General features: G+C 79.1%; 11 protein-coding genes. 6 read left to right on the top strand and 5 right to left on the bottom strand.

Annotation, left to right across the window (positions count from 1 at the left end):
• The first annotated feature begins 6 nt into the window (after positions 1-6).
• Positions 7-732, top strand: coding sequence for a 4Fe-4S cluster-binding domain-containing protein (locus tag RM780_RS18915; protein WP_311631964.1), 726 nt, complete (start codon positions 7-9; stop codon positions 730-732).
• A 22-nt stretch (positions 733-754) separates the two neighbouring features.
• On the opposite strand, the gene RM780_RS18910 is transcribed toward RM780_RS18915, so the two are convergent.
• Positions 755-2,365, bottom strand: a complete 1,611-nt coding sequence (locus tag RM780_RS18910; RefSeq protein ID WP_311631963.1) for a macro domain-containing protein — start codon at positions 2,363-2,365, stop codon at positions 755-757.
• Positions 2,366-2,670: 305 nt separating this feature from the next.
• Between RM780_RS18910 and RM780_RS18905 the strand changes: the two genes are divergently transcribed.
• The 4 genes from RM780_RS18905 to RM780_RS18890 all read left to right on the top strand — a co-directional run bounded on the left by RM780_RS18905 (position 2,671) and on the right by RM780_RS18890 (position 6,505).
• Positions 2,671-3,348, top strand: a complete 678-nt coding sequence (locus RM780_RS18905) for a hypothetical protein (RefSeq protein WP_311631962.1) — start codon at positions 2,671-2,673, stop codon at positions 3,346-3,348.
• Position 3,349: 1 nt separating this feature from the next.
• Positions 3,350-4,105: a hypothetical protein gene (locus RM780_RS18900; RefSeq protein ID WP_311631961.1), complete on the top strand. Its 756-nt coding sequence runs from the start codon at positions 3,350-3,352 to the stop codon at positions 4,103-4,105.
• Entirely contained in the window at positions 4,080-5,513 is a 1,434-nt protein-coding gene (locus RM780_RS18895) for a hypothetical protein (RefSeq protein ID WP_311631960.1), read from the top strand. The genes RM780_RS18900 and RM780_RS18895 overlap by 26 nt, the downstream gene beginning before the upstream one ends.
• Before the next feature lie 167 nt (positions 5,514-5,680).
• Positions 5,681-6,505 (top strand): TIGR02452 family protein, encoded by an 825-nt coding sequence (locus RM780_RS18890; protein ID WP_311631959.1) that lies wholly within the window; start codon positions 5,681-5,683, stop codon positions 6,503-6,505.
• Between the two features lie 790 nt (positions 6,506-7,295).
• Here RM780_RS18890 and RM780_RS18885 read toward each other — a convergent pair.
• The gene (locus tag RM780_RS18885) at positions 7,296-7,550 is read right to left on the bottom strand and encodes a zf-HC2 domain-containing protein (RefSeq protein WP_311631958.1); all 255 of its coding nucleotides are present in this window, start codon (positions 7,548-7,550) and stop codon (positions 7,296-7,298) included.
• On the opposite strand from RM780_RS18885, the gene RM780_RS18880 reads away from it, so the two are divergent.
• Positions 7,549-8,211 (top strand): sigma-70 family RNA polymerase sigma factor, encoded by a 663-nt coding sequence (locus RM780_RS18880; protein WP_311631956.1) that lies wholly within the window; start codon positions 7,549-7,551, stop codon positions 8,209-8,211. The two genes, RM780_RS18885 and RM780_RS18880, sit on opposite strands and share 2 nt — an antisense overlap.
• A 110-nt stretch (positions 8,212-8,321) precedes the next feature.
• Here the strand turns inward: RM780_RS18880 and RM780_RS18875 are convergent, their stop codons facing one another.
• From RM780_RS18875 to RM780_RS18865, 3 genes are read right to left on the bottom strand one after another with little or no spacing between them, the layout of a single operon-like run.
• Positions 8,322-9,464, bottom strand: a complete 1,143-nt coding sequence (locus RM780_RS18875) for a copper chaperone PCu(A)C (protein WP_311631955.1) — start codon at positions 9,462-9,464, stop codon at positions 8,322-8,324.
• On the bottom strand, positions 9,448-9,660 hold the full coding sequence (locus tag RM780_RS18870; RefSeq protein ID WP_311631954.1) for a hypothetical protein: 213 nt from the start codon (positions 9,658-9,660) through the stop codon (positions 9,448-9,450). Before RM780_RS18870 ends, RM780_RS18875 begins: the two co-directional genes overlap by 17 nt.
• Complete coding sequence (locus tag RM780_RS18865; RefSeq protein WP_394813016.1) at positions 9,657-10,493, bottom strand: ABC transporter ATP-binding protein; 837 nt, start codon at positions 10,491-10,493, stop codon at positions 9,657-9,659. Before RM780_RS18865 ends, RM780_RS18870 begins: the two co-directional genes overlap by 4 nt.
• Between the last annotated feature and the right edge of the window lie 65 nt (positions 10,494-10,558).

Raw genomic sequence — 10,558 nt, 5'->3', positions numbered from 1 at the left:
CCTTCGATGGCGCGCATCGCCAGCATGCACTTCCCCGTGGCCACGCTGGGGCCCGGGCGGCGCCTCGGCGTGTGGTTCCAGGGCTGCGCGCTGGCCTGCCGGGGCTGCATGTCCCGGCACACCTGGGACCCGGAGGGCGGGAGCGAGGAGGCCGTCGACCGCCTGGTGGGCCGGTGGCGCGAGGCCCTGGAGGCGGGCGCGGAGGGCCTGACCGTCAGCGGGGGCGAGCCGCTGGCGCAGCCCGAGGCACTGTCCGCGCTGCTGGCGGGGGCGGCGGCGGCTCGCGAGGCCGCGCGCGGCGGCCCCGACGGCGCGGACCTGCTGGTGTACACGGGCCACACCGAGGAGGAGATCGCCGCCGACCCGCGCCGGGCCGCGGCCGTCCGCGACGCCGACGCGCTGATCACCGGCCGCTACGAGGCGGCCCGGCCCACGACGCTGGTGTGGCGCGGCTCGGCCAACCAGCGCCTCCTGCCCCGCACCCCGCTGGGCCGCCGCCGCTACGGCCCGCACCTGGAACGCACCGCCGCGGCACCGGCGTTGGAGGCGGTCGCGGCTCCCGACGGCCGGGGCGTGCTGCTGCACGGCGTGCCGCGCCCCGGCGAACTGGCCGAGCTGGAGCGCCGGTTGCGCGCCGCCGGCACGCGGCTGAACGACCGTAGCTGGCGCCCGGGGCCGGACCCGGGCGAGCGCGACGCCTCCCGGCGGGCCCGCCGCGGGCGCTGCGGGTGAACGGCCGTGGCGCGGGCGGGCGTTACGGCGCGGGCGGGCGAGCCGTGCCCAGGTTCGCGATGGAGGCGGCCGTCGCCCGGTTGCGGATGACGAGGTGGACGGTCCAGTCCGGGTCGCGCACCAGCTCCTCGTGCACGGCCCAGCCGATCCACCGGGCGCTGACCTCGGGAGGCACCCGGCCCCGGCCGGTGCCGATCAGCGGGAAGCACAGGGAGGACAGCGGCGGGTCGTAGGCGTCGCGCTCGGCGCGCGCCAGCGCGAAGGTCTCGCGCACGGCGCGCGCGATGTCCCCCGTCGCCACCTCGTAGCCGTCGCGGCCTGCCAGCGGAACGGCCACGGCCGCGTGGTAGATGCGGCGGATGCCCTGGGCGGCCAGCGCGCCGGAGGAGGTCGCGGCGACCGTGCCCGGCCGCACCGGCAGCCCCGGGCGGCCGTGCCGCCGCACCCAGGCGTCCAGCTCCCTGGCCAGCACGTCGTCCACCAGCTCGCCGGCCGCGTCGCGCACGGCGGCGGCCCGCCGCAGGGCCCCCGAGACCGTGGGCCAGAAGGTCTTGGACAGCTCCAGGTAGACGTTCTCCGAGGAGACGACGATGTCGATGTCGCGCAGCAGGTCCACGGGCGAGACGTGCAGCACGAAGGGCGTGGGCGCGTCGGCGACGGTGGTCTCCACCTGGAACGGCGGGCTGTCGTCGTCCTTCGGCAGCGGCGCCGAGCCGTCGCGGGCGGAGGCTCGGCCGTTGCCGGCTGTCCCGCCGGCCCGGTACGCCCCGGTGACGGGCACTCCCGGACCGGACGAGCCGGAGCCGGGCGCACCCGCGCCGGAACTCTCGAAGACGAGCGCTCCCGAACCCGACGGGCCGGAGCCGGGCGCTCCCGCGCCGGAACTTCCGGAGAGGGGCACTCCCGGCCCGGACGGGTCGGTGCCCGTGGAGCCCGGCGTCCCCGGGCCGCGGTGTCCGGGGCTCGGGGCTCGGGGAACGGGCGCTCCGAAGCCGGACGTTCCCGGGCCGGAGGCCCCGGGGCCGGTCGGCCCGGCACCCGGCGCTCCCGGGCCGGGCGGCACGGGCCCGGTCATGACCGGCCCTGACCGGGTCGGCCCGGGCGTTCCCGGGCCCGCCGTCCCGGAGCCCGGCGGCGGCGCCGCGGAACCGGGCGGCGTGGAGGCCGGGACGGCCGCGACCGGCGGCGTGCCCGCTCCCGTGACGCCGTCGCGGACGGCCGCCGCGTCAGCGGCCCTGCACAGGGCCAGGACCGCCTCCGCGACCTGGGCGATGACCTGGACCTCCTGGTGCTTGCGGAAGGTCTCCGTGCTCACCCCGTACGCGCGGGCCGCATCCTTGCGGCGGTCCTGGGCCGGGTTGCCGCGCGTGCCCGCCGCCAGGCCGAAGGTGACCAGGGCCGCGCGGCCCAACGGCCCCTCCTCACCCAGCCGTCGCACGGCCTTCCGCAGCAACTCCTCGACGCCCAGCGGGGCGTCCTCCGGGCCGGCGCAGAACCCGCAGCGGACGGCGGCGTCCCGCAGGGCGGGCAGTTCGACGGAGCGCAGCCCGATCAGACCGGGGCGGCGCAAGGACTTCAATTCCGTGACGAGTTCGGCGTGCGTGGGGGCGGCGTGCGGAACGTCCGTGGCCATGCCTACCAACATAGAACCTCGCGGCCCGGCCGGTGCCCACTTGTGCGGAATTCGCGCCGGCGCGCGACCGCGCCGGGCACGCGCGCCGGTAACCAGCCGGGCGTGTTCGGGGGAAAGACCGGTCGATTGCCGGTACGCGGGGCAACGGCCGCCCGCCCGGGGGCGCTTGCGTGCTATCGCTTTTTCTGTGGCCGCCGGGAAGCGCCCGGCCGACGGAATGAGCGGCCACGGAGTTCCGCGCCCACCCCGCCCCCCGGAGAAATGCGAGGGCGGCCGGCGCGCGAAGAGCAGGGGGAATTCCGAGCATGATCAGAACGGAAAGCGTGGGCCGCGTCGTCCGGCGGGCGGCCCCTCCGCACCTCGCACGCTGGACGGCCCGCCACCGCGGCCGGCGCGACGGGCTCGCCGGCATCCCGCACGTCCCGCCGCAGGGCCAGGTCGAGTCCCCGGAAACCCCGTTCGTGCGCGAGCAGCACGCCACTGCCCGCCGCGCCGCGGAGCAGCTGCGGTCCCGGCTGCTGGACCGGGAGTGGCGGCTGGTCGCCGACCTCAGGTACCAGGCGGTGCAGGTCGTGGCGCAGTACGACGTCCGCGGCAGGGAGGCGCCCGCCGGGCTGGCCAAGTTCGGCGCGCGGGTGGGCGAGTGGCGCGCCAAGGCCGACGTGTGCCGCTACCGGGCGCGGGCCGTGACCGAGCACGCCAACCAGCAACTCGCCCGCTACTGGGACGAGGTGCGCCGCCACCACCGCGACCTGCCCGACCCCGCGCCCGCCTACCTGGCGGGCTGGGGCCCGGCCCGCGTGGAGCTCGACCCCTCCTGGGCCGACCCCGACCTGTGGCTGTCGGCCCCCACCGGCGGGCCTGAGGCCGAGGCGCCGCCCGGCGCCTCGGCCATCCACCGCGCCCTGTACCTGCTGGACAACCAGGGCCGCCGCCCGGCGGCCACGAGCGGGGCCGCGCCCGGCCCGGGCGGGAGGCGCTGAGATGGCACGCACGCGGACGGCGGGCGGACTGCTCGCCCTGGCCCTGCTCGGCGCCGCCACCACGGCCTGCGGGCTCTCCGAGGCCCTGGGCCTGCGCGGGCCCGAGCGGTACACGGCCGCCTGCGCCGTCCTGGTGGACGGCTCCGGCTCGGCCGCAGCCGCCCCCGAGGGCTTCGACGGCCGGGAGAAGCTGCGGACCGCGCTGCCCGACTTCCTCGCCGAACGCGAGTGCCGCACGCTGGCGTTCGCCCCGATCACCGCGGCCTCGCAGGGCTCCGAGTGCCAGGAACCCGAACTCGAGATGGACCCGGACGCCGACTCCACCGACGACCGGGACCAACTCCGGGAGGTCCGCCGGGTGATCGCCATGGAGCAGGCCGAAAGGCTGCTGGACTGCGCCCAGGAGAGGGACCCCGGCTCGGACGTGCTCGGAGCCCTGGCCCGCGTCGCGGACGCAGCCCCGGCGGACGCCGAGGCGTACCACGTGCTGGTGGTCAGCGACTTCGCGCAGCACGACGCCTCGTTCGTGCTGGGAAGCACCGACCTGTCGACGCCCGAGGCCCGCGCCGAGGCCATGGACGGGCTGGCCGCCGACGGGCGCCTGCCCCAACTCCCAGCGGGCACGGTCGTGTACCCGGCCGGGTACGGCATGCGGTACAGCGACGACCCGGCGGCGTACGACGACTTCGACGCCTTCTGGCGGGAGTTGCTCCAGGAGCGGGGGGAGGCCGATGTCGACCTCGCATACCGCCAGTGACCCGGGCGGCGGGCGGAACCCCCGCTTCGGGCGGCGCGCCACGCCCTCCGGCCGGGCCGCGCCCCGGCCCGCCCCGGACGTCGGCGGCCTGGCCGGGGCCGGCGGCCCCGGCCCCGGGCGTTCCGCGTTCCTCGACCGGTGCCGCCGGGAGGGCAAGCGGGCCGCCCGGCGCGGGCAGTACGAGGCGTGGGTCCTGCACGGGGAGGGCCGCCCGCCCCGGCTGGCGGCGCTGGCCTCGGAGCGCGACCAGGTGCGCCAGCACGTGCGGGTGCGGGCCGCCGCCGAGCAGAGCGCAGCCGAGCGCGCGGCCCAACTCGCCCAGGCCGAGGCCGAGTCGGCGGCGGCCGAGCAGCGGGCCGGGGCCGCCGCCCGCGAGGAGGCCGAGGCGCGGGTGGCCGCGACCACCGGCCAGCTCGACCGCCTCGCGGCCCACGAGGCGCGGCGAAGGCAGCTGCGGGACGCGCTGTCCCGCTGGGTGGCCCAGCGGCGCGCCCGGAGGCCCGCGCCGGACGGGGGCTGGCCCTCGGAGGGGCTGGCGCAGGTGGCCGACCCCGACGCCGACCCGGGCGCGGACCCGGCCGTACGCGCGGCGGAGCGGACGGCGTGGGAGGGCGACGCGGGGGCGACCGTCTCGCGCGGCGCGATGCTCGCCCTGCTGGCCTGCCTGGCCCTGGTCGAACTCCCCATCTACTGGTCGGTGTTCCGACGGATGCACGGCACGGGGGACCCGGCGTCCAACCTGCTCACCGCCACCTTCACCTTCGCCGTCGGCACGGTGATGATCGTGGTGCCGCACCTGCTCGGCCGCCTGCTGCGCGGCCGTTCCGCCACCGGCGCCCCGCGCGCCCTCACCCTGCCGGCCTGGGCGCTGGTCGGTGCGTGGGCCGCGGCCTGCTGGGTGCTGGGCCGGCTGCGGACCAGCCTGCTGGCGGAGGAGCGCGACCTGGAGGTGCCCGAGCGCTACCGCGACGTGGTGGACCCGGAGTTGCTGCGGGGCGAGAGCGTCCTGGCCGAACTGGGTATCTCCGAGGGGACGATGAGCCTGCTGTTCGTGGTCCTCCTGCTGCTGTCGGGCGGCATCGCCTTCCTGCTGGGCCTGGGCGTCGCCCACCCGTACGTGGCGGCCCTGCGCGGCGCCGCGGACGAACGCACGCGGCTGGGCGCCGCGGAGGCCGGGGCCCGCCGGGCGGCGGGCCGCGCGGCGGGGCTGGCGGGCGCACACCCGGCCGAGACCCGCGCCCGGCGGGAGGGCGTGGACGCGGCGCTGCGCGAGGTGGAGGACCTGTACGAGGCGGCGGCGCACGCCTACGTCGACGGCCTGGCCGCCGGCGCCCGCGACCCGGCCGTCACGGAGGCGGCGATGCGCCTGTCCGCCCAGTGGCCCCTGCTCCCGCCCGCCCCGCACTGACCGTCGACCACCGCCCCGGGAGGGCCCGTTGACCGAGGAGAACACGAGGTGCGGCACTGGGCCGCGTTCACCCATCAGGGCGCCGCGGGCCCGCGGCGCGACCCGGACGGGGGGGAGGGCGGAAGGTGGGCGAAGCGGGGCGGAGGGGGGCGGGTAGGGTCGGGTGGGTGAGCGGTTCGGAGAGCATGCGCCGGTGGTTCGACGAGACCCGTGCCGCGTTCGAGCGCGGGTGGTACGACCATGACGGCCGCCGGGTCGAACTCGGGGACCCGCTCCGGGAGATGCGCGAGGGAACCCGGCTGTACGCGCCGGAGGAGCTGGCGGGGCTGCCCGCGCCCGCCGGCGGGTCCGGCGGGCCGGTGGAGGTGACCGGCGAGAGCACGCTGGTGGCCGCCCGGCGGCTGGCCGGGGCCGGGGCCGGGCACGTGGCCGCCCTCAACTTCGCCTCAGCCCGCAACCCCGGCGGCGGCGTGGTCCGCGGCACCGTCGCGCAGGAGGAGGACCTGGCGCGGGCCGGGGCGCTGTACGACGCGCTGGCGCGCTGCCCGGAGTTCTACGCCTTCCACCGCGCCCAGGGCGACCCCTTCTACAGCGACCGGGTGATCTGGTCCCCGGGGGTGCCGGTGTACCGGGACGAGGAAGGCGGCTGGCTGCCCGCGCCGGTGCCCGTGTCCTTCCTCACCTCCGCCGCGCCCAACCGGCGCGTGATCGAGCGCGAACGGCCGGGCGAGACCGGCCTGTTGCCCGGCGTCTTCGCCCGGCGGGCGCGCGGCGTGCTGGCGGTCGCGGCCCGGCACGGCGTGACGCACCTGGTGCTCGGCGCGTGGGGCTGCGGCGTCTTCGGCAACGAACCGGCCGACGTGGCCGGGCAGTTCGCCGGGCTGCTGGGCGCGGGCGGCGAGTTCGCGGGGGCGTTCCGGCAGGTGACGTTCGCGGTGCTCGACCCGGCGGGGCGCACCCGCCGGGCCTTCGAGCGGGCCCTGACGGCCTGAGCGCCGGGGCGTCGTGAGCGCGGGCGGGCCCGGCGTCCGGGCCCTGCGGGCCGGGGTGTTCGCGGGCGTGTGCGTGCTGCTCGCCGCCCTCGGCCATGCCGAGATGTCCGCAACGCCCGTCCCGGGCACCGTCGTTGCCCTCGCGCTCGTGCCGGTGGCGCTGGCCGCCTGGTGCGCGGCGGGCCGCGAGCGCGGGCGGGTGGCGGTGGGCGCCGGGGCCGTGGGCGTTCAGGCGGCGCTGCACGTGGCGTTCACCCTGGGGCAGTTCCGCGCGGGGGGCGGGGGCGGCGCGTCCGGCGCGGCCGGAGTCCGGGCGCTGGCGCGGGCGTTGCTCTGCGGGCGGGACCCGGCGGGCGACGCCGAGGCGCTGCGCGTGGTGCGGGCGGCCGGGCTGGACGTGGCCCATCACGCGCACGGGGCCGCCGCGGACGCCGCGTTGACCGGCCACGGCCTGGGGCACGGCGGGCACGGGGCCGGGATGCTGGCCGCGCACCTGCTGGTCGCGCTGGCCGGGGCGGTGTGGCTCAGCCACGGCGAGCGGGCCGCGTTCCGCCTGGCCTGGGCCGCGGACGCCCGGGTGTTCACGCCGCTGCGGCGGCTGTTGCGGCCCGCCCCGGCCGTCGCCGCGCCGCCACGGATCGACGCGGCGCCGCAGCCGCCGGGCGTTCCGGCGCTGCGGCCCTTCCTCCTCGTCCATGCCGTGGTCCCCTCCCGGGGGCCGCCGCGGGGTCCGGTTCTCGCGCAAGGACACCGGATTTCCCAGCAGATGAGGACTCACGGCATGAGTGTGTCAACGGGCGGCGTCCCGCGCGCCGCCGTCTTCCCACTGGGGCAGGGGCGTTGGCGTTCCGCCGCCCCGCACCTCCCCCTCGGCCTTCCGCAACCGGTCGGTCAGGTCCCGCAGTTCGCCGACCCGGCGCTGCCACTCCCGGCAGGCCTCGCAGCCCGCGAGATGAGCGTCGAGCTGCCGCCCGGAGATGCCCGGGGGCAGGTCCTCGCCGTCGGCGCGGGCGGAGATCGCGTCACGGAAACGGGGGCAGGGCATGCGCCTATCATCCCCGACGCGTGAGACACGTTGGGCCGACCGGCCTGAGGCGGACGGCCGCGAGGCGGACCGCCGTCGGCGGGGCCGCGAGGAGCGGGGCCGCGCCGACCGGGAGGTGACCGGCTGGGCGCTGCTGGCCCGGGACGGGGACGAGGCGGCGCTCAACCGCTTCGTCCGCGCCACGCGGCCGGACGTGCGCCGGTACGTCGTTCACCTCGCGGGCGACGACCGGGCCGCCGAGGACCTGGTGCAGGAGACGTACCTGCGGGCGCTGCGCTCGCTGCCGCGCTTCGAGGGGCGCGCGACGGCGCGCACCTGGCTGCTGACCATCGCGCGCCGGACGGTCGTCGACCACCTGCGCGCGCTGGCCGCGAGGCCGCGCCCCGCGGGCCTGGCGGACTGGCAGGCCGCGGCGGAACGGGCCCAGCCGCGCGGGCTGCCGGGCTTCGAGGAGGGCGTGGCCCTGGCCGAGCTGCTGGAACGGCTGCCCGCGCGGCGCCGCGAGGCGTTCGTCCTCACCCAGCTCCTCGGCCTCTCCTACGCGGAGGCCGCGACGGTGGCCGACTGCCCCGTCGGCACGGTCCGCTCCCGCGTGGCCCGCGCCCGCGAGGCCCTGCTCACCCTCCTGGCGACGGACCGCGAGCCGGGGGCCGGGGGCTGAGGGTGGGGCCCCGGCCCCTAGGGGCCGGGGCCCCGCAGGGGGCGCGCACGCCGCCCGCAGGGCAACGCCTTGACAGGTGCCCCCGGCAAGGGGCCTCGGGCCGGGCGGGGCTACCAGTCGCGGGGGTGGAAGGCCACGGCCGTCACCTCGATGGATGGGCTGTCGCGGAACTCCAGGGTGAAGCGGACCCGTTGGCCGGGGCGCAGGGGCGGGGCGGGCTCCAGGAGGACGTTGACCGTCCAGGGGGCCATGCGCAGGGTCTCGCCGGCCGGGAGGGGGGCGGGGCCGCTGAGGGCCGCCTCGGTTTCGGCCGGGAGGTCCCCGGGCGCGGGGCGGGCCTCGGTCAGCTCGTCGTCGGCGCCGCCGTCGTTGCGCAGGTCGAAGTAGGCCGAGGTGCCGGTCTCGTTGCCCGGCAGCGGGACCATGACGCGGGCCTGCACGACGGCCGGGCGGGCGGGCGTGCCCGCAGCGCCGATCGCGGCCCACCCGGCGAGCACCGCGAGCACCGTCGCGCAGGCCGCCGCCCGCACCCGGGGCGCCGGCGCCCCGGGCAGCACGGCCAGGGCCGCGCCCGACAGCACGGCGAAGCCCGCGGCGGGCAGCAGGAGCCCGGCGCCCGTCAGCGCGACGGCCGTCACCGCCGCGAGCAGCACCAACGCCAGCCGCCGCTCCCGGCGTTCGCCCGGGCCGGGCCGCGCCGCGGCGAGCAGCAGCAGCGCGGCCGAGGCGACGGCCGTCCACGGCCGCGCGCCCGCCCCGGCCCAGAACCCGGCGCTCACCGCCGCCACCGCGCCGGTCCAGGGCGCCGGGCCCGCGGGGGCGCGCGCCAGGAGCGCGGCGGCGGCGGTCACGCCGAGCCAGCCGGTCGCGGCGCGCTGCCCCGCCTCCGGGCCGGGCCCCAGGAACAGCGTGAACGCCGCCCACCCGAAGGGCCCCGCCACGGCCGCGGCCACCGCCGCGTCGGCCCAGGCCGGGGGGCCGCCGCCGTCCGGCTCGCGGGCAGCGCGGGCAGCGCGGGCGGCCAGCCGCCGGTAGCAGGGCCAAGCGCCCCAGACCGCGAGTTGCGCGGCGAGCACGAAGCACAGCCAGGGCTTCTCGGTGAACGCCAGCCGCGGCGCCGAGGCCAGCAGCAGCACCGGGGCGGCCAGGGCGGCGGCGGCCAGACGCGCGGGGCCCCCGCCGGGCGGGCCGCCCGGCGCGGCGGCGTGAGGCGCGGGCGCGGCGGCGGGCCCCGCGTCAGTCGCCGTGGCCATGCCCGCCTGAGTTCCCCGTGCCGGGCTCGCCGGAGTCACCCGGCGCGGGCCCGTCAGGCGCCACCGGCCCGACGGCCGCGCCGACCGCGTACGCCGCGGCGAAGACGAGCGCGAGGACCGCCAGCGCGGCCACGGCCCGCATCCAGGGGCCGGCCGGTCTCCTGTCGTTCGCCGGCTGATGCGCGGGCTCGGTCACGGACGTTCCTCTCCGGGAGTGTCGGGCGGGTAGTGGAAGGCGATCAACGGGCCGCCGCCGTCGGGGCGTTCGACCACCGTGGCGGAGACCCCGAAGACCTCGGCGAGCAGTGCCGGGCGCAGCACCTCGCGGGGCGTGCCGGAGGCCACCAGCCGCCCGTCGCGCAGCACGTGCAGACGGTCGCAGACGGCCGCCGCCGCGTTCAGGTCGTGCAACGCGGCCAGTGTGGTGCGACGTTGGCGCCGCAGCAGGGTCAACAGCTCGACCTGGTGCCGGATGTCGAGGTGGTTCGTCGGCTCGTCCAGCACGAGAACGTCCGCGGCCTGGGCGAAGGCCCGCGCCAGCAGCACGCGTTGGCGCTCCCCGCCGGAGAGCGCGGCGAACGGCCGGTCCGCCGCCCAGCCCATCCCGGTCTCGGCCAGCGCCCCGGCCACCGCGGCCCGGTCGGCGGCCGACTCGGCGGCGAACGCCCGCTGGTGCGGCACGCGGCCGAGCGCGACGACCTCCCGCACGGTGAGCTGGAAGGCCTCGGAGGTCTCGCCGCGCTCCTGCGGCAGCGCGGCCACCCGGCGGGCGGCGCGCGCGGGCGGTAGCGCGCCCAGGTCCTCGCCGTCCAGCAGCACGCGCCCGGCGGCGGGCCGCAGGTGTCGGTAAACGGCGCGCAGCAGGCTGGACTTGCCGCTGCCGTTGGGCCCGATCAGCCCGGTCAGCCGGCCGGGCGGGGCGATCAGCCGGGCCCCGGAGACGACCGCCCGCCCGGCCAGCCGCACGTCCAGATCCTCGACGGCGAGGCCCGCGAGCCCCCCGAACCCGGCGGGCGGGGAAGCGTGCACCGGCACCTCGCCGGCCGCGGCGCTCACCGTGTCTCCATGGTCCGCTTCTCCGCCCACGCGGCAAG

Source organism: Streptomyces boetiae (assembly GCF_031845405.1).
GTDB classification, from domain to species: domain Bacteria; phylum Actinomycetota; class Actinomycetes; order Streptomycetales; family Streptomycetaceae; genus Streptomyces; species Streptomyces boetiae.
The sequence above is the reverse complement of the archived record's forward strand: the minus strand, read 5'-3'. Positions and strand labels throughout refer to the sequence as shown.

What these genes read in the sequence shown, in the direction of transcription:
- RM780_RS18915 (WP_311631964.1), top strand. Translation starts at nt 7, where the DNA reads ATGGCGCGCATCGCCAGCATGCACTTCCCCGTGGCCACGCTGGGGCCC.
- RM780_RS18895 (WP_311631960.1), top strand. Translation starts at nt 4,080, where the DNA reads ATGTCGACCTCGCATACCGCCAGTGACCCGGGCGGCGGGCGGAACCCC.
- RM780_RS18900 (WP_311631961.1), top strand. Translation starts at nt 3,350, where the DNA reads ATGGCACGCACGCGGACGGCGGGCGGACTGCTCGCCCTGGCCCTGCTC.
- RM780_RS18905 (WP_311631962.1), top strand. Translation starts at nt 2,671, where the DNA reads ATGATCAGAACGGAAAGCGTGGGCCGCGTCGTCCGGCGGGCGGCCCCT.
- RM780_RS18880 (WP_311631956.1), top strand. Translation starts at nt 7,549, where the DNA reads ATGCGCCTATCATCCCCGACGCGTGAGACACGTTGGGCCGACCGGCCT.
- RM780_RS18910 (WP_311631963.1), bottom strand. Translation starts at nt 2,365, where the DNA reads ATGGCCACGGACGTTCCGCACGCCGCCCCCACGCACGCCGAACTCGTC.
- RM780_RS18875 (WP_311631955.1), bottom strand. Translation starts at nt 9,464, where the DNA reads ATGGCCACGGCGACTGACGCGGGGCCCGCCGCCGCGCCCGCGCCTCAC.
- RM780_RS18885 (WP_311631958.1), bottom strand. Translation starts at nt 7,550, where the DNA reads ATGCCCTGCCCCCGTTTCCGTGACGCGATCTCCGCCCGCGCCGACGGC.